This is a genomic window from Archangium violaceum (assembly GCF_016859125.1).
In the GTDB taxonomy this organism is placed as follows: Bacteria; Myxococcota; Myxococcia; order Myxococcales; family Myxococcaceae; genus Archangium; species Archangium violaceum_A.
The window spans coordinates 6,036,028-6,055,486 of record NZ_CP069338.1; the positions used below are offsets into that span (position 1 = coordinate 6,036,028).

At 67.5% G+C, this 19,459-nt stretch carries 16 protein-coding genes; 9 read left to right on the forward strand and 7 right to left on the reverse strand.

Annotated features, from left to right (window positions below; all coding sequences use genetic code 11):
* Positions 1-199 precede the first annotated feature (199 nt).
* From JQX13_RS25870 to JQX13_RS25890, 5 genes are all read left to right on the forward strand, one after another.
* A complete protein-coding gene (locus tag JQX13_RS25870) occupies positions 200-658 on the forward strand; it encodes a Sec-independent protein translocase subunit TatA/TatB (RefSeq protein WP_203411572.1) in 459 nt (152 codons plus the stop codon).
* Between the two features lie 36 nt (positions 659-694).
* The gene (gene tatC / locus JQX13_RS25875) at positions 695-1,906 is read left to right on the forward strand and encodes a twin-arginine translocase subunit TatC (protein ID WP_203411573.1); all 1,212 of its coding nucleotides are present in this window, start codon (positions 695-697) and stop codon (positions 1,904-1,906) included.
* Positions 1,907-2,126: 220 nt separating this feature from the next.
* On the forward strand, positions 2,127-2,264 hold the full coding sequence (locus tag JQX13_RS25880) for a hypothetical protein (protein ID WP_203411574.1): 138 nt from the start codon (positions 2,127-2,129) through the stop codon (positions 2,262-2,264).
* 53 nt (positions 2,265-2,317) lie between these two features.
* A complete protein-coding gene (locus JQX13_RS25885) occupies positions 2,318-2,959 on the forward strand; it encodes a peptidoglycan-binding protein (protein ID WP_203411575.1) in 642 nt (213 codons plus the stop codon).
* A 294-nt stretch (positions 2,960-3,253) separates the two neighbouring features.
* Positions 3,254-5,140 (forward strand): hypothetical protein, encoded by a 1,887-nt coding sequence (locus JQX13_RS25890; protein WP_203411576.1) that lies wholly within the window; start codon positions 3,254-3,256, stop codon positions 5,138-5,140.
* Between the two features lie 9 nt (positions 5,141-5,149).
* On the opposite strand, the gene JQX13_RS25895 is transcribed toward JQX13_RS25890, so the two are convergent.
* On the reverse strand, positions 5,150-6,208 hold the full coding sequence (locus JQX13_RS25895; RefSeq protein WP_203411577.1) for a discoidin domain-containing protein: 1,059 nt from the start codon (positions 6,206-6,208) through the stop codon (positions 5,150-5,152).
* A gap of 185 nt (positions 6,209-6,393) precedes the next feature.
* Between JQX13_RS25895 and JQX13_RS25900 the strand changes: the two genes are divergently transcribed.
* Together JQX13_RS25900 and JQX13_RS25905 are read left to right on the forward strand one after the other, a co-directional pair.
* Complete coding sequence (locus JQX13_RS25900; protein ID WP_203411578.1) at positions 6,394-7,530, forward strand: DUF819 family protein; 1,137 nt, start codon at positions 6,394-6,396, stop codon at positions 7,528-7,530.
* Positions 7,531-7,568: 38 nt separating this feature from the next.
* Positions 7,569-8,642: a potassium channel family protein gene (locus JQX13_RS25905; protein WP_203411579.1), complete on the forward strand. Its 1,074-nt coding sequence runs from the start codon at positions 7,569-7,571 to the stop codon at positions 8,640-8,642.
* Between the two features lie 15 nt (positions 8,643-8,657).
* Here JQX13_RS25905 and JQX13_RS25910 read toward each other — a convergent pair whose 3' ends face one another.
* Positions 8,658-11,063: an alpha/beta fold hydrolase gene (locus tag JQX13_RS25910; RefSeq protein WP_203411580.1), complete on the reverse strand. Its 2,406-nt coding sequence runs from the start codon at positions 11,061-11,063 to the stop codon at positions 8,658-8,660.
* Between the two features lie 100 nt (positions 11,064-11,163).
* Complete coding sequence (locus JQX13_RS25915; RefSeq protein WP_203411581.1) at positions 11,164-12,453, reverse strand: O-acetylhomoserine aminocarboxypropyltransferase/cysteine synthase family protein; 1,290 nt, start codon at positions 12,451-12,453, stop codon at positions 11,164-11,166.
* Positions 12,454-12,855: 402 nt separating this feature from the next.
* On the opposite strand from JQX13_RS25915, the gene JQX13_RS25920 reads away from it, so the two are divergent.
* The gene (locus JQX13_RS25920; RefSeq protein ID WP_203411582.1) at positions 12,856-14,427 is read left to right on the forward strand and encodes an exopolysaccharide biosynthesis polyprenyl glycosylphosphotransferase; all 1,572 of its coding nucleotides are present in this window, start codon (positions 12,856-12,858) and stop codon (positions 14,425-14,427) included.
* Here the strand turns inward: JQX13_RS25920 and deoD are convergent.
* The 4 genes from deoD to pruA form a co-directional block, all read right to left on the reverse strand.
* The gene (gene deoD, locus JQX13_RS25925) at positions 14,421-15,131 is read right to left on the reverse strand and encodes a purine-nucleoside phosphorylase (RefSeq protein ID WP_203411583.1); all 711 of its coding nucleotides are present in this window, start codon (positions 15,129-15,131) and stop codon (positions 14,421-14,423) included. The two genes, JQX13_RS25920 and deoD, sit on opposite strands and share 7 nt — an antisense overlap.
* Positions 15,132-15,178: 47 nt before the next feature.
* Positions 15,179-15,778 carry an imm11 family protein gene (locus tag JQX13_RS25930; protein WP_203411584.1) on the reverse strand — a complete coding sequence of 200 codons (600 nt, stop codon included), beginning with the start codon at positions 15,776-15,778 and terminating at the stop codon, positions 15,179-15,181.
* Entirely contained in the window at positions 15,775-16,551 is a 777-nt protein-coding gene (locus JQX13_RS25935; RefSeq protein WP_203411585.1) for an AHH domain-containing protein, read from the reverse strand. The genes JQX13_RS25930 and JQX13_RS25935 overlap by 4 nt, the downstream gene beginning before the upstream one ends.
* Before the next feature lie 203 nt (positions 16,552-16,754).
* Positions 16,755-18,392, reverse strand: a complete 1,638-nt coding sequence (gene pruA / locus JQX13_RS25940) for an L-glutamate gamma-semialdehyde dehydrogenase (protein ID WP_203411586.1) — start codon at positions 18,390-18,392, stop codon at positions 16,755-16,757.
* A 129-nt stretch (positions 18,393-18,521) separates the two neighbouring features.
* Between pruA and JQX13_RS25945 the strand changes: the two genes are divergently transcribed.
* Positions 18,522-19,454, forward strand: a complete 933-nt coding sequence (locus JQX13_RS25945) for an aldo/keto reductase (RefSeq protein ID WP_203411587.1) — start codon at positions 18,522-18,524, stop codon at positions 19,452-19,454.
* The last annotated feature ends 5 nt before the right edge of the window (positions 19,455-19,459 follow it).

The following is a 19,459-nucleotide window of genomic DNA, read 5'->3' on the forward strand; positions in this document are numbered from 1 at the left end:
TCGGCGTGGCACTCCCGGGCCGGCGGCGGCCCTGGGCACGGGGGGGGAGCGCCCCGTTCGTGAGTGCACACCGGGCGGGGGTGGGGCCATTTGCCCCGCTTCCCCCGGAGGCAGGCAGACGAGGGGCGGTCCAATCGGGTTGCACCCCGACGCTGGGGGCGCGATAACCCCGAGGCGGTTTTTCTGGAGCCATCCGCTCATGTTCAACATCGGCGCAGGCGAACTGGTTTTCATCCTGGTGGCGGCGCTGCTCGTGCTCGGGCCGCAGCGGCTGCCCGAGTTCGCGCGGGCCATCGGTAAGTTCGTGCGGGATTTCCGCCGGCAGACCGACGAGGTCCGCACCGTGGTGGAGCGCGAGTTCTACAAGATGGATCAGGAGTTCCAGGACGAGCCGCGTCCCAAGGTGCCCGGACCCATCCCGGCGGCGATGCCCCAGGTGGCGCCCGTGGCTCCGCCCGTGACGCCGGCCGCCCTCCCGGAGACCCAGGCCGTCGTGGCCACCCCGGAGTCCGCCGCGCCGGCCATGGCCACGGTGGCCGTGGAGACCGCGTCTTCCCCTTCCGAGCCGCTCGCCGCGGAGGCGGATGCCCTTCCGCGCCTGGAGCCCATCCCGGGCACGGTGGCGCGCAACGCTCCCACGCCCAAGAGCGGTGGATAGCCCCCGAGATTCGCGACAGTGGACAACGAACTTCGAATGAGTCTGGCGGAGCACCTGACGGAGCTCCGCTCCCGCCTGCTCAAGTGTACGGCCGCGGTGTTCGTCCTGGGCGCCGCGTCGATGGTGTTCGCCCGGCCCATCTTCGGCATCCTGGTGAAGCCGGTGCTGGACGCGCTGCCGGCGGACGGGCGCGCGCTCGTCTACACCTCGGGTATCGAGGAAATCAACGTCCTGATGAAGGTGGGCGTCTACTGCGGCATCTTCCTGACGACGCCCGTCATCCTCTGGCAGATCTGGGGTTTCGTGTCGCCGGGGCTCTTCCCGGAGGAGCGCCGCTACGCGGCGCCCTTCGTGTTCATGGGCTCGCTGGCGTTCCTGCTGGGCGCGATGTTCTGTTACTTCGCGGTGCTGCCCTCGATGTTCAAGTTCCTCCTCAACGAGGAGGAGAGCCTGGCGATCTCCCAGCGGCTGGACGTGGGACGGCTGAGGGCGGATGACGCGCTGCGCTTCTTGAGTATTGGCGAGGCGGAGCGGGCGGGGAAGCTGGCCCAGGAGGCGAGCGCGGCGCTGAAGGCGGAGGGCGGAGGGCAGATGCCGGAAGTCACGCGACCGCCAGCGGAGAGCGTGGAGCTGGAGGCGCGGCTGGCGGGGCTGGGGCGGTTGGTGGACGCGGCGGCGGATGGCTTCGGAGGGCCGGCGCGCATCGTGCTGCGCGAGGCGGTGGAGAAGCGGGCGGAGGCGGTGGAGGCGTACGCGAAGGAGGACTACGGGGCGGCGGCGAAGGCCATGGACGAGGCGGCGAGCCTGCTGGCCGGGGTGGCGCCGACGCGGGCCGAGGAGATGGCGGGGCTGTGGCGGCTGGAGAAGGAGCTGGCGCTGGGCAAGGCGCGCTACGTGGCGCATGCGTGGACGAAGCCGATGCTGACGATGAACGAGCAGCTGTCGCTGGTGCTGCTGCTCATCCTGTCGTTCGGGGTCATCTTCGAGCTGCCGCTGGTGATGGCGGTGTTGGGCCTGGTGGGGATCGTGAAGGCGGGCTGGCTGATGAAGTACCAGCGGCACGCGTTCGTGGTGTGCCTCATCCTGGCGGCGGTGCTGACGCCGACGGGCGACGTGGTGAACCTGTCCTTGATGGCCGGCCCCATGCTGCTCTGCTACGAGATGGGCGTGGTGGCGGTGTGGATGATCGAGCGCAGGCGGGCGAAGCAGGAGTCCGAGGCGGGCATCACCCCGACGACGGGCGCCTGAGCCGGCCTTCCAACCGGTGGCGTTGTCTTCCCTCCCTGGAGGGGCGTAGCCTGTGCGGACCTGGGGCAAGAAGAGGGGGGCTGGTGGAACACGTTCTCCACAAGCGTTGGAGGATGCTCGGACGATTGTCCGATTATGTCATTCTCCGAAACCCGAGCGCCGAGGACCTCAGGACTGGTCTGCAGGTGCTTCAGGCATTCATTATCTCGCTTCTGGAGCATTGGCTCTCTTCTGGCTCGGCACGTACCCTCCACTCGAGCTACGGGCGGGTGCGCGCTACTGCATCGAGCTGCCGGATGGCGTCATCCGGGAGGGCACGCTGACTCCGGGTCGCCCCAACGAGCAGGAGAAGATCTGAGACATCGTCCCTGACGAGGTCTGATGCGCAGCAGCAGGACGAGGGGGGAAGAGATGCCGCAGCACAAAGTGCAACCGGGTGAATGTCTCGATGCCATCGCGCTCCGTTATGGCTTCTCGGATTGGAACCACGTCTATAACCATCCGAAGAACGAGGCGTTGCGCAAGAAGCGGCCCAATCCGCACCTGCTCCACCCAGGTGATGTCGTTTTCATCCCCGAGTTGCAGAAGCAAGACCGGCGGTTCGCGACGGGACAGACCCACCAGTTCATCTACAAACGCCCCATGAGGGAGTTGCGGCTCAATCTCCGGGACGAGCAGGGCGAGCCGCTGCGGAACATGCCGTACCTCCTGGAGGTGGATGGGGTTGCGAGCGATGGCACCACGGACGGGGATGGCCACCTCGTCCACAAGGTGCCAGTGAAGGCGGAGAGCGCGAAGCTGGCAGTGGGTGAGCGGGAGTGGACTGTGCGGATCGGCTTTCTCAACCCCGTCAGGGATACGGATGACGAAGGCATCTCTGGCGTCCAGGCCCGGTTGCGGAACCTGGGATTCGACCCCGGCCCTATCGAAGGGAAGTTGAGCCCGCAGCTTCGCGATGCGATCTGCTCCTTCGAGGTCCTCCATGGGCTCGAAGTGACGGGCGAGCCGAGTGGCAAGACTCTCGACAAGTTGCTGGACGTCCATGGTGGGTGAGTCTCTTACTCAAGGAGAAGAGCCGTGACGGATACGAACCAGAAGGCGCCGCCTGTGGCTCCCGCCCCTTCTTCTCAGCCATCGTCTGGTGCCGAGGTCCCACCTGCTGCCACGTCTGCTTCTGTTGGGACCAAAACCGCGGATGTGGCACCCAACACACCCGCCACGGTGAGTGCGGGGGGCTGTGATACCAATCCTTGTTTCATTTGCTGGCTGCGCCAGCGGGTAAAAGACGCCCTGTCCACCCAGGGGGGGGCCTTCAACGAGAAGCCTCTCCATCTCAACTTGGTGGGGTTGCGCCTGGAGAACTCGATTTCGGACGAGTTCGACGACGCGATGATCGTCTTCTTCAAGATGCTCGAAGGGGCGAAGCTCGCGGACTTCGAAAAGACCGTGGAGGAGACGCTACGCAAGGATTTGGAAAAAGTCCTCGCCAAGAACAAGGACAAGGTGAAGTTCATCCCTTGCAGCAAGGGACTCTGGGTAGCTGCGAAGCTTCAGATCAGCACCGAGCCGGGAATGGAGGTGCGGCGTGACAGGCTGCGCAGCGCATTGAGCCAACAGGAAGCAGCCATCGCGAAAAACGGGGCGGGTGCAGACAAATGCAAGGAGGAGCTCAAGGCAATCAACGAGCAACTCCCGCTTGCTGAACAGGAACTGACCAAGGCGAAGGAGGGGAAGGACAAGAAGCTCATTGCGCGCCTCACCCTGAAGGTCGGCGGCCTCAAGGAGAAGCAGACGCGCTTGACAGCGAGAAGTGCGACGCTCGAGGAGAAAGGCAAGGAACTCGAGGCGAAAAGGGTGAAGCTCGAGGCGGAATTCATCGCGGCCGAAAAGCCGAAGAACGACGACCCTGAGCTTTTCGGGATAAACGAGGGGAATGAGGGCTGGTATGAGGAAGAGAAGGCCATCCTTCTGCCTCGTCACTATGCGGATGCCTTCTCGTTTTTCATCCACAAGATATCGTCCGTCAACACCTTCGCCAAAGACACCAGCATGGTGGCGCTCACGACGGGGTATTTGGAGGCGAGCCGAATCTTCTCCATACGGCGCGTCTGCGCGGAGCGGGTGGACACGTTTCAGGGCAAGAATCGGGTGGTAAGGCAGGTGCGGTCCGTAGCTGGCAAGGACCGACTCTTCCATGACGACTCGGTGATTCTCGAGTTGAGGAAGAACGATGCAGGAGTGATGGAGGCCTACCTCAAGGAGAACGAGACCCTCACGAAGCTTGCTCCCGAGGATCAGGTTCTCATCAAGGTTCCGCTTGGAGACAAGGCTATCCAGGTCGTGGGGGGGACCAATCTCCACCGTGCCCACAACGTGGAACTCCAACAGGATGGCACATTGAAGGAGGCCGGTGGTCCCCAATGGCGGGTCGATTCTTGGTCCGATGGGTGTCAGGTCTTTCCAAGGTTCGACGAGTTCAATCTCTTCATCCGTTTATGCGCTATTTCGAAGCGATGGCGCTGCGCGTCTGGAGCCACTCGGGCGGGAGAGAAGGAGTGTGTCGTTCTGGAGGCAAGCGATACGGATGAGAGAGGCGCCGGGGAGCAGGCGCTGGTCGATCGTTTCGGCGAGGACTTCGTCAACAAGGCGGCGGATCTCAACCGGGGAAACTCAAAGGTTCTCAATCGAATCGAGGAACTCGTCAGGCGCAGGCGTGATTTCGAGTGGACGGACAAGGATGAGAGCCGGCTCTCCGAGCTCGAAACCGCCAAGAAAGAGGCAGAGAGCAAGAAAGAGGTGGTCGGCAAGAAGGAGGTCGCGGGGAAGCTCGACAAGGCATCCCTCAAGGAAATGGAGAAGCTGAACGTCAAGAAGGCCAAGGCCTTCACTCAGGCGGAGGCCGACGAGTCCCAGAAGCTCACCGCCGAGCGTGATGCATGGCGCCGTGCTTACATGCGCGACAAGACGAAGCGGCTGCGGGCGGACCACATGCAGGTGTGCGACATGGCGGGCAAGTGCAGGCAGCCATTCTCGTACACGCTCGTGGAATTGACGGTCAGCCAGTGGTCCGACCTTGGAGCGTACTTCGGGCAAGCTCGAAACAAGGCTTGGGACGGCACTCTGGTCATCGGGGGCAAGAAGGTGGAGCCGACGGCCAAGGCAGAGCCGGCGTCTGCACCCGTGCCGAACCCGGCGTCTGAATCCACGAACGCGACTGCTGGAGCGACCCCCTGAATCTTCAGCTCAGCGCATCAGCGAGAGCTTGCCCGGGAGCAGGTCGTGGCAGCCGGGGGCTCCGTCGCCGCTCATGAAGGCTCCTACCCAACGGATGCTCTTCTTCCCCTCGAGTGTGATGGATGGGTAGTACTCAATCCACTCACCGTCGCCGAAGGAGAACAACTGGGAACCCACGAGTTGGAGTTCGTCATCCGGGCGGGAAACGACTGTGACAGGGGCCCCGATGAGGGCTCCCCGAGCAATGGTTTCGAAGTTCTCCAGGGGCGGCTTCGTCTCGTCAGCACCTTTGCGCAGGAGCTCCTGACGAATGCCCTGCTGCATCCAGTCAGCGCTGATGAGCGGCGAGGGGGCAAGGACGTCCTGCACCTCTGTGCTTTCATCGAAGAGGTTACGGGGGAGCTTTTCCGAACGTGAATAGCCGAGCAGCAGGGCCGCGGCGGTGGCCACCTGGGCCGGAGGCCGGGCGGATTTGTGGGTGGACTCCTCGGACAGGAGCCCCCACTCGGAGACGGCGAGATCGTCGTACCTGGTCCACCTGGAACGCGGCGCATTTCCCCGAAAGGTGAGTTGGATGTTCTGGCCGGAAACAGGCTGCGGGAAGACGACCAGGCGTGGCGAGAGGCTGGTTTCGTCCTTGACGAGTAGACAGGTGGGGTCCGGTGCCTGCTCATCCATGTCCACGACATAGCGCAGCGTGTATTGGCCCACCTCGCGACCATCCACGCTCAGCACCATGCGGTCGGGTGCGAGGTTCTGTAGGAAAACCTCCAGGGACTTCGTGTAACCCGGCACCAACCAGAAGCCGGACAGAGTGACGGGACGGGGGAACTCGATCGTGATGGATTCGCCGTAACCCATGCCTGCCGCCCCCTCCACCCAGGCCGTTGCCAGCTTGCCATCGAAGGCGTTGAGCACCGAGTAGCGTCGTGGATCCTTGGCCTTCAGGGTGGAAGAGGCCCAGACCTTCGCTTTCTGGCCCAGGAGTGTGACCGTCTCCTTTCGGGGTTGGAGCTGGGCGGAGGCTCTGTAGGGGTTTATGAGCACCAGGCCCAGCACGGCCAGCATGGCGAGTCGGACGGACGCGGACCCCTGCGGTCGGCACGGGGAACAGGGTAGATCTCGCAGGATGTCGAGCAGGGCGGAACTCATACTTGTGACTATAGACGACCCGTTCCCCAGGACATTCCTCCCGGCCATGCAGCGGAGGGGGCGTAGGGAGTAGGGTGACGTCATCGAGCGGGAGTTCGTCGATGACGGTCATCCAGGTGCTGTTCTGCGTGCTCTTCCCGGCGGTGGCCATCTGGGCCTCGGAGCGATTCCGCGTGGCGCGGTTCCTCGGGCCCGTGACGATCTGCTACGTCGCGGGCGTGCTCGCCGCGAACCTGCCGGGAGTGCGGTTGTCCTCGGACACCTCCATGCGCGTGAGCGAGGCCGCGGTGCCCCTGGCCATCCCCCTGCTGCTGTTCTCCACGGATGTGCGGGAGTGGCCGCGGCTGGCGCGCTCGCTGCTCATCTCCTTCGTGCTGGCGTGTATCGCGTCGGTCTTCTCCGCCGGTCTCGTGGGCTGGTTCTTCCGCGAGAGGACCGACGAGTGGTGGAAGATCGCCGGCATGTTGGTGGGGGTGTACGTGGGCGGCACGGCCAACATGGCCGCTGTCGGGCAGATGCTGGAGGTCCGGAGCGAGACCTTCCTCCTGCTCAACGCGGCGGACCTGGTCGCGGGTGGCACCTACCTCATCTTCCTGCTCACCTTCGCGCAGCGGTTGCTCCTGCGCTTCATGCGGCCCTTCACCGCCGCGCCCCATCACGAGCCCTTCGAGCACCCGGGGGAGCGGCTCGGCGCCTGGACGCGGCACCACCTGAAGGGAATGGGGCTCGGCTTCGCGCTGGCGGCGCTCATCGTGGCGGTGGTGGCCGGCGTGACGATGGCCGTGCTGGGCAAGGTGGCGGCAGGTCCGGCGCTGCTCGGCATCACCACCCTGGGCCTCGTGGCCTCGTTGTCGAGGCGGATCCGCGCGCTGGTGGGGCCCTTCGAGTTGGGGGAGTACATCCTGCTCGTCTTCTGCGTGGCCATGGGCTCGCTGGCCGATGCGAGGCTGCTGATTGGGGGCAGCGTGATGCTGGCCTTCTTCGTGGCGCTGGTGATGGGGCTCGCCATCCTCCTCCACGTCGCGCTCTCGGTGCTCCTGCGCATCGACGCGGACAGTACGCTCATCTGCTCGACCGCGACCATCTACGGGCCCGCGCAGGTTGGCCCGGTGGCGGCGGCGTTGAAGAACCGCAGCCTCGTGGGGCCGGGCCTCACGCTCGGGCTCGCGGGCATCGCCCTGGGCAACTACCTCGGGCTCGCCACGGCCTGGGGGCTGCGCTGGCTCGCGGGGGGCTGAGTGGCCGAGGTGTCACGGGCGTGGTACGGAGGGAGGCGATGGTGAATCCCCGCCGCCGCCTGGCGATGAACGTGCTCTACCTCGGTGCGCTGCTGCGCCGCTTCCGCACGACGGTCCTCATGGCGGTGCTGCTCTTCGGTTGCATGCCGCTGCTGTACCACTGGCGCCATGTCCAGCCGGACGGGCACCCGGTGAGCCTGGGCAAGGCGCTGCGTCACGTCTACTTCCTGCTCTACGGGGAGCCGTCGCTCGACGTGGATGACGGCCTGTTGATGTTGCTCGACATGGTCATCCCTCCGGTGGGCATCGCGGTGCTGGTCGACGGCGTCGTGCGGTTCGCCTACCTCTTCTTCGCCAGACACAGGCAGGACAAGGAGTGGTTCGAGGTGATCGCCGAGACGTTGAAGGGCCACGTGGTGGTGTGCGGCGCGGGGCGGGTGGGGTACCGGGTGGTGACGCAGCTGCGCATGCTCGGCAAGGACGTGGTGGTGGTGGAGAAGCGCGAGGAGGCGGCCTTCGTCTCGGTGCTGCGCGACGAGCAGGTGCCGTTGCTCATCGACGACATCCGCAGCCCGCAGTGTCTGCCGCGCACCAACGTGAAGAAGGCGGCGGCCATCGTCTGCGCCACGGACGATGACCTGGCCAACCTGAACATCGCGCTGGACGCGCGCAGGATGAACCCGGACATCCGCGTGGTCATCCGGCTCTTCGACGACGACCTGGTGGCCAAGGTGCGCGACACCTTCAAGGCCGAGGCGCTGAGCAGCTCGTCGCTGGCGGCGCCCGCCATGGCGCTGGCCGCGTTGGATCCGCGCATCGTCCACTCGTTCCGCATCGGCACGCACCTGATGGTGGTGTCCGTCTTCGAGGCACGCGAGGGGCTGCCGGGGATGACCATCTCCGAGGTGAGGGATCGCTTCGGAGGGCTGACGCTGTCCATGCGCCGGATGGGGAGCCGCGACGAGTGGCTGCACCCCTCCGGAGAGACGCGCATCCAGGTGGGGGACGCGTTGACCCTCCAGGCCGAGTACAAGGACTACCGGCAGCTCCGGGCCTACACGATGGAGCCGGATGCGCCCGTCTACTCCCAGCGCATCGACATCGCGTCATGAGGACCGCGGCCCCGCTCAGGCGCCGCGTGCCAGGGCCCTGCCCGTGGACGCGCGAGCCACCTCCAGGACATCGGCGAGCACGCCCGCCGCGGTGACGGCGCCTCCCGCGCCCGCGCCCTGCACGAGCAGGGGCCACTCCGTGTGCCGCTCGGTGGTGAAGGCCACGAAGGACTCCGAGCCTCGGAGCCTCGCCGCCGGGTGGTCCTGGGGCACGGCGATGGGGCCGACCTTCAGCACCGGATGTTGTCCCTCCTTCGCGGGGGGCTCGACACGCGCCAGGTAGCGCAGCACGCGGCGCTCGGCGCGCAGACCCTCGATGCGTGCGGCGAACGTCTTGTCCCACGCCTCCAGCGAGGCCAGGAAGCGCTCCACGTCGTCCTCCGCGAGCAGCTGCTTCGGGACGAAGGGCTCCACCTCGACGTCCTCCTGCGACACCACGAGCCCCAGCTCCCGCGCGAGGATGAGCGCCTTGCGCGCGACATCCAGCCCCAGCAGGTCATCGCGCGGGTGGGGCTCGGTGTAGCCGCGCTCGCGCGCGAGGCGGACGGCCCTCGACAGGGGCAGGCCCTGCGTGAGCTGGTCACACAGGAAGCCCAGCGTCCCGGACAGGCAGCCCTCGATGAGGCGCACCTTGTCTCCCGTGCGTACCAGGTCCGCGAGCGTGCGGATGACGGGGAGGCTCGCGCCGACGGTGGTCTCGTAGTGCCAGGCCCGCTGGTTCGCCCGGGCCGTGCTGAAGAGCTGCTCCCTCGACTCCCAGGGCAGCGCCAGCGGCTTCTTGTTCGCCGTGACGACGTGGATGCCCCGCTTGAAGGCCTCCGCGTACAGGAAGCCCATTCCATCCGCCGCGGTGCAGTCCACGAGCACCGGCGTGGGCAGCCGGCGCATCCGATCGAGCACCTCCAGCAGGTCTCCGGGCCCCGAGCCGCTCCGCTGCGTCTGGTCCAGCCGCTCGCGCCACTGGTTCAGCGGCACGCCTCGCGTGTCGAAGAGCAGGTGCCGGGTGTCGACGATGCCCGTCACGCGGAGCCGTGCCCCGTGCTCGCGCGCCAGCACGGACTGCTGGGAGCGGAGCTGCTCCAGCAGGTTGCCGCCGACGGTGCCCCGCCCCAGCAGGAGCAGGTTCACCTCCGTGAGGGGCTCCACCGACGGCGCGCGTGAGCCCCCTCCGCCTCCCGGGGGCAGGGCGAGCGCGCGTCGCAGCAGCGCGTCCAGCCGTCCCCACTCGATGAGGAAGCCGTCATGCCCGTGGATGCTGGAGATCTCCGCGTACTCCGCGTGCCGTCCCTGGCCGCGCAGCCGCTCCACGAGCTTCTTCATGTGCTCGGGGTAGAAGAGCTGGTCGTTGTCGATGCCCACGGCCAGGGTGCTCGCCCGGATGCGCGAGACGCCCCACTCCCCGTCCGGCTCACCCTCGGGCGCGCGCGAGAGATCGTGGTGGTCCATGGCTCCCAGCAGCGCGAGGTACGACCGCGCGTCGAAGCGCGCCCGCAGCTTCTGACCCTGGTACTCGAGGTAGCTCTGGATGGGGTAGAGCGCGCGCGAGGACCAGCTCGGGTTCTTCCCGTGGACCGCGTCCAGGCCCGGCTCCGCCCGGTAGGTGAGCATGGCGAGCTGCCGCGCCAGCTCCAGGCCCCGCGCGGGCGCCTCCGGGAACTCCGGATCCAGCAGCAGCGCCTGCCTCGCCACGTGGTTCCATCCCACCACCCACGTGCTCGCCTCCGCGGCGGCGGCGATGGGGGCGATGCGCTCGAAGCGCTCGGGATCCAGCACCGCCAGGCACAGGACGATCATCCCTCCCAGCGAGCCGCCCGCGAGGAGTGACACCCGCTCGATGCCCAGGGCGTCCAGCGCCTGCAGGATGGCTCGCGCCTGATCCCACGGCGTGAGGGTGGCCGGCAGTTGGTGCTCGTTGAGCCGCAGGTCCCCCTTGGGCAGGGGCGCGGGGGGCACGAACCGGCTGTCGTCCACCCGCAGCGGGAAGCCCTCGTCCGCCGGGCCCGAGCTCCCGTAACAGGAGCCCAGGTTGTTGAAGCACAGAAGTCGCACCTTCTCCGGGTCGAACACCTTGCCCGGGCCGATGACCGGCTCCCACCAGCCGCCCGGGCCTCCCGCGCGCATGTCTCCGGTGAGCGCGTGGACCAGCAGCACCGTGGGCACCGAGGCGTCCGGACTCGCCGGTCCGTTCGGGCGGGGCGTCTCCGCGAGTGCGCGCAGTTGCTCCTTCGTCCGGCGCACGACTCGCAAGGCGTTCTCGCGCACCGTCTCCTCGGGAATGATGTGCGCCCGCGCGCGCAGCCACGGCAGATCCTGCTCGGGTCCCCACCACCAGCCTCTCGCGACGTGGGATGTGACCCGGGCTCCTGCTTCGAGTGGCAGGTCGGGAAGCGGGAGATCGAAGACGCCTGGCGGTGGGGTCATGGTGGGGTCCTGCTGGGGATGCGTTTGGGAGACAGGGGGGAGGGCGGGGACGGATACCCTCACCCCGTCCCTCTCCCGGAGGGAGAGGGGAAGTGGGGACTCAGGCCGCCGAGAGCGCCTGGTCCAGGTCCGCGATGATGTCGTCGATGTGCTCGATGCCCACCGACAGCCGCACCAGACCGTCCGTCACGCCCGTGCTCAGGCGCTCCTCGCTCGTCAGCTGCTGGTGCGTCGTGCTCGCCGGGTGGATGATGAGCGAGCGCGTGTCCCCGATGTTCGCCAGCAGGCTCCACAGCTTCACGCCGTCGATGAGCCGCCGTCCCGAGTCCACGCCACCGCGCACCCCGAACGTCACCAGGCCGCCCGCTCCGTTGCGCAGGTACTTCTTCGTGTTCGCGTAGGACGGATCCTCCTCCAGGCCCGGGTAGCGCACCCACTCCACCTTCGGGTGCTTCTTCAGCCACTTCGCCACCGCCAGCGCGTTCTCCGAGTGCCGCTGCACGCGCAGCTTCAGCGTCTCCAGTCCCAGGATGAAGGCGTGCGCGTTGAACGGGCTCAGCGACGGGCCCAGGTCACGCAGGCCCTCCAGCCGCGCCTTGCCGATGTACGCCGCCGGGCCGAGCGCCTCGTGGAGGATGAGCCCGTGGTAGCCCGGGTTGGGCTCGGTGAACTCGGGGAAGCGGCCGTTGTTCCAGGGGAAGGTGCCACCGTCCACGATGACGCCGCCAATCGACGTGCCGTGGCCGCCGATGTACTTCGTCGCGCTGTGCACCACGATGTTCGCCCCGTGGCGCAGCGGGTTGAAGAGCGCGGGCGACAGCGCCGTGTTGTCCACGATGAGCGGGATGCCCGCCTCGCGGGCGATCTCCCCCAGCTTCTCGAAGTCCGGCACGTCCAGGCGCGGGTTGCCGATGGCCTCGATGTAGAGCGCCTTCGTCTTCGGCCCGATGGCCGCGCGCACCGAGTCCGGGTCGTTCGCGTCCACGAAGCGCGCCTGGATGCCCAGCCGCGGCAGCGTCACCTTGAAGAGGTTGTACGTCCCTCCGTAGAGGCTCGTGCCCGTGACGAACTCGTCTCCCGCCTTGAGGATGTTGAGCAGCGCGAGCGTCTCCGCCGCCTGCCCCGACGCCACCGCCAGCGCCCCCACTCCGCCCTCGAGCGCCGCGATGCGCTTCTCGAAGACGTCCGTCGTGGGGTTCATGATGCGCGTGTAGATGTTGCCCGGCTCCTTGAGCGCGAACAGGTCCGCCGCGTGCTGCGCGTTGCGGAAGCGGTAGCTCGTCGTCTGGTAGATGGGCACGGCGCGCGAGCCGGTGGTGGGCTCGGGCTCGTAGCCGGCGTGCAGGGCCAGCGTCTCGAAGTTCTTCGACTGCGACGGGGGGTTGCTCATGGGGTGCTCCTCGGGTGGGCTGGAGTCTCCACGAGGGCACCGGGGGGCTTGATGCGACAGAGCCCACCGACCCTCGCGGGTGGGGTGGGCTCCGCTCTTTCGCCACGGGTCGACGGACGTCTGTCAACCGGCGGCGGGCGGGAGCCCACCACTCGGCATCCGCATTCGACGATGGGCGAAGGGCGCGAAGGTCATTGCGAGGAGCAACATGGCCTCTCTCCGCCATGGTGTCAAGGTATCCGTTATACAGGATGTCCGTTATGACGGATGGGTCACGCGGGAACATGCCGCTCGGCATGTGGGCAACCGAGCGAGCGTGGGGCGCCTCCAACCGAACAGGTCGGGCGGCCGGGTCTGGCCGGGGATTGGACTCACCCTGAATCAGGGTGTCACTATGAGAGGGTGAGCCCCCCTGCTTCGCCCGTCCCTCCTCCGGGGACCACCACCGCATCGGGCCGCTTCCTCGCGGTCAAACCCCTCTGGCTGGTGCCTCCTCGGGTCGTCTTGCAGCGCCGTGCCTCGCGTACGTTGCTGATGCATGCGCTGAGGGCCACTTCGCGTGTGTTGTTGTTGTTCGCCATGGACGTCGCGGCCTTCCTCATGGCCCGCGCGGCCCTGGGTGTCGTGCAGACCAGCCACAAGCTGGAGCCCCTCGACGCGGCCACCCGGTGGGCCGTGCCGCCGCTCGGCTCGGCCGGTGGATGGCAGATGGGCGCCGCCGTCGTGGTGGGCCTGCTCATCGCGGGGGCCTATCACTCGGGAGACGACTGGCGCTCGCCGCGGCGCATCTTCAGTGGCGTCCTGCTCGCCGTGGGCCTCGTGCTCTGGCGAGACCTGTGGCTGCGTGGCATCGCCCCCGTGGTGGTGCACTACTTCACGGCGGTGGTGGGCCTGGGCGCCTCCGTCATGCTGACCCGCTTCCTGTTGGATCGGATCATCGCCCGGCTGATCCGCATGCCCGCCTTCCACTCTCCCGCGGAGCGGGTGATGTTGGTGGGGGATCCGGACGATCCCTCCTGCCAGCGGGTGCGCGAGCGCCTGGAGCACTTCGGCGTCCTGGAGGTGGTGGGGTGGGTCTCTCCCCACGTGCCCGTCCTCCCCCTCGAGACGCCCCAGGGTCGGAGCGAGGCCGTGCTCGGCTCCGTGGACGACCTCTGGAACGTGCTGCAGCACAACGCCGTGGACACCGTGGTGATGTGCAGCCTGGTGGACGACGAGCAGCTCAAGCTGCTGCTGGAGGCGGTGGTGTCCGCGGGCGTCCGGCTGCTGGCCGTGTCCCGCTATGACCGGCTCGGCTGGGTGCGCCCCTCGCCCATCTCCTACCGCTCGCTGTCCTTCATGGAGCTGACGGTGCCCTCGCTGCGCGCGCAGCAGCTGTGGGTCAAGCGGGGCATGGATCTGCTGTGCGCGGGGCTGGGGTTGTTGCTCATCTCCCCGCTGCTGACGCTCATCGCGATCGCCATCAAGCTGGACTCGCGCGGCCCCGTCTTCTTCGCCCAGGAGCGGGTGGGGCAGGGTGGCCGTACCTTCCGCATGCTCAAGTTCCGCACCATGCGGGTGGGGGCGGACGCGGAGAAGGCGAAGCTGGCCCACCTCAACACCAGCGGCGACGCGCGCCTGTTCAAGATTCCCAATGATCCCCGCGTCACCCGCGTGGGCGCCCTCCTGCGCAAGTGGAGCCTGGACGAGCTGCCCCAGCTCTTCAACGTGATGCGCGGGGAGATGTCGCTGGTGGGGCCGAGGCCCTTCTTCGAGTCGGACCTGGCCAACTACCACGAGCACCACTTCGGCCGGCTGGGGGCCCTTCCGGGCATCACCGGCCTGTGGCAGGTCAGTGGCCGCAGCTCCATCACCGACTTCGAGGAGGTGGTCCGGCTCGACTGCGAGTACATCCACCGCTGGTCGCTCTGGCTGGACCTGGAGATCCTCCTCAAGACGTTGCCGGCCGTGCTGCGGCGCACCGGCGCCTACTGAGCGACGGCCACGTCCAGGGCGAGCTCGATCATCTCGTCGAACGAGGTCTGTCGGGCCTCGGGGCTGAGCGCCTCGTGGGTGCGCAGGTGGTCGGAGACGGTGAGCAGCGCGAGCGCGCGGGCGCCGAACTCGGCCGCGACGCCGTACAGGCCGGCCACCTCCATCTCCACGGCGAGCATGCCCATGCGCTCGTGGACCTCGTAGGTCTGGTGGGGAGGGCCGTAGAAGAGATCCGAGGTGAAGACGGAGCCGGTGCGCACCGGCTTCCCGCGGCGCTCGGCGGCCTCCACCGCCAGCCGGGCCAGGGAGAAGTCCGCCACGGCGGGGAAGTCGAAGCCCTGCAGGCGCATGCGATTCACGTTGGAGTCGGTACCGGCGGCGAGCGCGACGATGACGTCGCGCAGCTTCACGTCCGGGCGCAGGGCGCCGCAGCTGCCCACGCGGATGAGGACGCGGGCGCCGTACTGCTGGATGAGCTCGGTGGCGTAGATGGAGATGGAGGGAATCCCCATTCCATGGCCCATGACGGAGATCTTCCGGCCGCGGTTGGTGCCCGTGAAGCCGAGCATGTTGCGGACCGAGGTGACCTCGCGCGCGTCCTGGAGGAAGCGCTGGGCGATGTAGCGGGCACGCAGCGGGTCGCCGGGCATGAGGACCACGTCGGCGAAGTCTCCCGGTGCGGCGGAGATGTGGGGGGTAGGCATGGCGGGGCAGCATAGCCCCTCCGGAGTCCCGCGAGGGAGCCAGAGGTTCAGGCACCCCGGCGGAAGGCGTGGCCCTCGCCCCAGCCGTTGACGGGCCAGAAGCGGATGCCCTCGGGCGACGTGCCCAGGATGGCATCCACCACCGGTTGGGCGAAGACATAGGTGGACGAGGACTCGGCCAGGCGGAACAGCAGCCGCCGCTCTGGAGGCACCTCGTCAATGGCCTTCATGTCCAGTACCAGGTGCCGGATGCCCAGGATGTATCGGGAATCGTCCTCGTCCTCCGTGATGTCCGAGGCGGCCCTGTCCACGCAGGCGATGAAGTTCCAGACGTTGAGGATGAAGTAGGGGTACTCGCGCGTGGGGGTTTCCACCACGGCGGGTACCAGTTGCACGTCTGGCAGCTGCAACGCCTCGATGACCTGGGCCACCTTCCGGGTAAGGACGGGAAGAGGCAGTGAGAGGTGGTCGGCCATGATGGGGCTGCGGGGTTCGGGGCGGCCCAGCCGCAAGCGCACGGGAGTCGATTCCGGCTCCACGAATCGCTTCGTATGCAGCGAATGACGAGCGGGGCCATTGTCGACGAAGGCGAGAAGAGGATGCGAGTCGTTGGAGGCGCGGCCGTGGACGTAATAGGTGTGATTCACTTTCCGAGCTCCAGGGGCATGTCGTGAGGCGGTAGCTCCTTGTTCGTCTGCGCATGTCGCAGCCCATGACGTCGCTGGTGTGGGCAGTAGGGGTTCTTGTTCTGCTCGTCCGCCTCCTTCTTGGCGCGCAGAGACTTCACCCCGCCGCAACCAGCACCTCCCGGCCCGTAGTCCTCGCCATCCCACGTCAGCGTCCAGCGGAACGCGCTCACTTCTCGCAAGATGTCCCGGCTCAGCCTGTCGAGCAGCGCGCGCACCCTGCCGGGATTCATGCAGAATTCCCCGGAACGGACTCTCTCTTCCAGCTCTCGCAGCTTGCACTTGACGCCGTCGGGATACGAGAGGCTCGGCTCGTCGGCATGGCCCGCCTTGTGGCTGCCCCGGTGCACAGGAACGCCCAGCTGGCACGCCAGTTCCATGTCGTGCGGCAGCATGACGCCGTTGTTCGCGTGGTTGATGTTGTAGGAGAACCACGAGCACACCTCCGGCCAGAACTCATCGTCCATGGCCTCGCCGCAGATGAGGTGGTGGGCGGCCAGGGAGAAGACGCCGGTGTACCAGGGGTGCTGCTCTCGCGAGGTGTCCCGGAGGATGTTTCGAGCCAGCGCGATGCTCGAGTCCACGGAGGTGCCTCCACCCTCCATTCCCGGATGCGTCTGCTTGTCCTCGCCGCAGTGTGGGCACGGGTCCGGTGGCGGCTTCCATCGAGGCAGCTCGGGCGCGGAGCCTCCCGTCTCGAAGCGGACGCGGTGTCCGCGGATGACGACGGGCATGACGCTCCTCCTTCCGCAGGACGTGGCTCGACGTGCTCCGGCTTGTCCATTGTAGCCGTCAGGCGCGCACTCCGAGCGCATTCGGACCCGGGGTTGTGGGCAGGCTGACAATGCCAGCGTGGTGGTGCCCACAACGCGAAGGGCCCGGAACCCTCGCGGTTCCGAGCCCTTGACCCACGTCCGGAGCGCCCTTCTCCCGGGGCCTACTGGCCCATGTACGGGTAGGGGACGCGGGTGGGCGGGACGAAGTTCTCCTTGATGGTGCGCGGAGACGTCCAGCGCACCAGGTTCAGCATGGAGCCCGCCTTGTCATTGGTGCCCGAGGCGCGCGAGCCACCGAAGGGCTGCTGACCCACCACGGCGCCGGTGGGCTTGTCGTTGATGTAGAAGTTGCCCGCCGTGTGCCGCAGCTCGCTCATCATCATGCTGATGGCCTTGCGGTCGCGCGCGAACACGGCGCCCGTCAGCGCGTAGGTGGCGCACGCGTCGCACTCGCGCAGCGTCTCCTCGAACTTCGCGTCCGGGTAGACGTACAGGCCCACCACCGGTGCGAAGATCTCCTCCTGCATGATGCGGTGGCGCGGGTTGGTGAGCTGCACCAGCGTGGGCTTGATGAACCAGCCCTCGCTCCGGTCCGCCTCACCGCCGGCGAGGATGGTGGCCTCGGCGCCGCTGTTCTTCGCCAGCTCGAGGTACGAGGACGTCCGCTTGAAGGACTTCTCGTCGATGACCGCGCCCATGAAGTTGCGGAAGTCGGTGATGTCGCCCATGCGCAGCTCGGCGATCATCTCCTGCAGCCGCGGCTTGAGCTTCGGCCACATCGACTCGGGGACGTAGATGCGCGAGGCCGCCGAGCACTTCTGGCCCTGGTACTCGTAGCCGCCGCGGACGATGGCCGTGGCGAGCGCGTCCAGGTCATCCGCCGCCGAGGGGTGCGCGAAGATGAAGTCCTTGCCGCCCGTCTCGCCCACCAGCCGGGGGTACTGCTTGTAGCGGGCGATGTTCTCGCCCACCGTGCGCCACATGCTCTGGAAGGTGGGCGTGGAGCCGGTGAAGTGGATGCCGCCCAGGTGCGGGCTGGCCATCACCGGGTTGCCCACCGTGGGGCCATCGCCGGGCAGCATGTTGATGACGCCGTCGGGCAGGCCCGCCTCGCGCAGCAGCTCCATCACGTACCAGTTGCTGTAGGCCGCCGTATTCGAGGGCTTGAAGAGCACCACGTTGCCCATGAGGGCCGGAGTCACGGCCAGGTTCATCGCGATGGCCGTGAAGTTGAACGGGGCCACCGCGAACACGAATCCGTCCAGCGGACGGTAGTCCATCATGTTCCACGTCTGCGCCGGGCTCACCGGCTGCTGGCTCAGCAGCTCCTGTGCGAAGTGGACGTTGTAGCGCAGGAAGTCGATCGCCTCGCACGCCGCGTCGATCTCCGCCTGATGCGCCGTCTTCGACTGGCCCAGCATGGTGGCCGCGTTGAGGATGGGGCGGTACCTCGTGGCCAGCAGCTCCGCGGCGCGCAGGAAGATGGCCGCGCGCTCCGCGAAGGGCATCCGCGCCCACTCGTCCTTCACGGACAGGGCGTTCTGGATGGCCTGCTCCACGTGGCTGGCGTCCGCCTCGTGCAGCGTGGCCAGCACGTGCGAGTGCTTGTGCGGCATCCGCACCGTGTCCGTCTTGCTGGACTTGATGCGCTTGCCGCCGATGAGGATGGGAATCTCGATCTGCTCGGAGGCCATGCGCTTGAGGGTGGCCTGGAGTTCGGCGCGCTCGGGGGTACCGGGCGCGTGCGAGAGGATGGGCTCGTTCTGCGGCATTGGGACGCGGACGTTGGCGTTGATCACGCGGAGCACCTCGGTGGGAATGCGAAAGGGCGGCGGAGCATAGCCCTTCGTTCCGGTGGTTGAATCTTCGAGGTATGTAAAACCCACACCGCCGAACATCACATCCATCACCCAGACTGAGGGTTTCACATGGCTGACGAACGATCGCTTCCCCGCTTCCAGCCCCGACGGCAGCTCGGGCGCACGGGGTTCCTCGCCACCCAGGTGGGGATTGGGGACCTGGCGGACCGCTCGGTGCCTTTGGAGCGGTGCGTCGCCACGCTGCACCGCGCCATGGACGCGGGACTCAACGTCATCGACACCGCCCCCGGGTACGAGGACGGCTACAGCGAGCAGATCGTCGGCGAGGCCCTGCGCGGCCGGCGCGAGGGCATGTTCGTCATCGACAAGGTGGACTTCCTGGAGCAGCCGGTGACCCCGCAGGTGGAGGAGAGCCTGCGCCGGCTCCAGCTGGAGGCGGTGGACCTCTTTGTCTTCCACAACCTCTCCCAGCTGGCCACGTGGGAGCGGCTCGCCGCGCCGGGCGGAGGCCTGGAGGAAATGGAGCGCTGTGTGCGGCAGGGCAAGGCCCGCTTCCGGGGCATCTCCAGCCACCACCCGGACGTGCTGCGCGCCGCGCTCGAGTCCGGCCGCTGCGATGTGGTGATGTTCCCCGTGGGGCCCTTCGTCCACCCACGCTACGTGGAGGAGATCCTCCCGCTGGCGAAGGCCAGGGGCGTGGGCACGGTGTGCTTCAAGACCTTCGGGGCCGGCAAGCTGCTCGGGGACACCGAGGGCTATGGACGGCCGCTCCAGGTGCGCCCGCGTGGCAAGGTCAGCTCGGGCGGAGCCGACACGGCGGCGCCTTCGTTGCCGCACCTCGGCGTGGAGGAGTGCGTGCACTACACGCTCACGTTGGATCCGGACGTGGCGCTGCTGGGGATGAGCTTTCCCAACGAACAGGACGCCGCGCTGCACGCCGCCGCGGCCTTCCGGCCTCTCACGACCGAGCAGATGGTGGATGTTCGCCGACGCGCGGTCCAGGCCATGGAGGGCAAGGGCTCCGTGTGGTGGAACCCCTAGGCGGA

Excerpts from the sequence above, each read along its gene's own strand:
- JQX13_RS25910 (WP_203411580.1), bottom strand. The coding sequence starts at position 11,063 with ATGACCCCACCGCCAGGCGTCTTCGATCTCCCGCTTCCCGACCTGCCA.
- JQX13_RS25935 (WP_203411585.1), bottom strand. The coding sequence starts at position 16,551 with ATGCCCGTCGTCATCCGCGGACACCGCGTCCGCTTCGAGACGGGAGGC.
- deoD (WP_203411583.1), bottom strand. The coding sequence starts at position 15,131 with ATGCCTACCCCCCACATCTCCGCCGCACCGGGAGACTTCGCCGACGTG.
- JQX13_RS25900 (WP_203411578.1), top strand. The coding sequence starts at position 6,394 with ATGACGGTCATCCAGGTGCTGTTCTGCGTGCTCTTCCCGGCGGTGGCC.
- JQX13_RS25945 (WP_203411587.1), top strand. The coding sequence starts at position 18,522 with ATGGCTGACGAACGATCGCTTCCCCGCTTCCAGCCCCGACGGCAGCTC.
- JQX13_RS25895 (WP_203411577.1), bottom strand. The coding sequence starts at position 6,208 with ATGCTGGCCGTGCTGGGCCTGGTGCTCATAAACCCCTACAGAGCCTCC.
- JQX13_RS25915 (WP_203411581.1), bottom strand. The coding sequence starts at position 12,453 with ATGAGCAACCCCCCGTCGCAGTCGAAGAACTTCGAGACGCTGGCCCTG.
- JQX13_RS25885 (WP_203411575.1), top strand. The coding sequence starts at position 2,318 with ATGCCGCAGCACAAAGTGCAACCGGGTGAATGTCTCGATGCCATCGCG.
- tatC (WP_203411573.1), top strand. The coding sequence starts at position 695 with ATGAGTCTGGCGGAGCACCTGACGGAGCTCCGCTCCCGCCTGCTCAAG.
- JQX13_RS25870 (WP_203411572.1), top strand. The coding sequence starts at position 200 with ATGTTCAACATCGGCGCAGGCGAACTGGTTTTCATCCTGGTGGCGGCG.
- JQX13_RS25905 (WP_203411579.1), top strand. The coding sequence starts at position 7,569 with ATGGTGAATCCCCGCCGCCGCCTGGCGATGAACGTGCTCTACCTCGGT.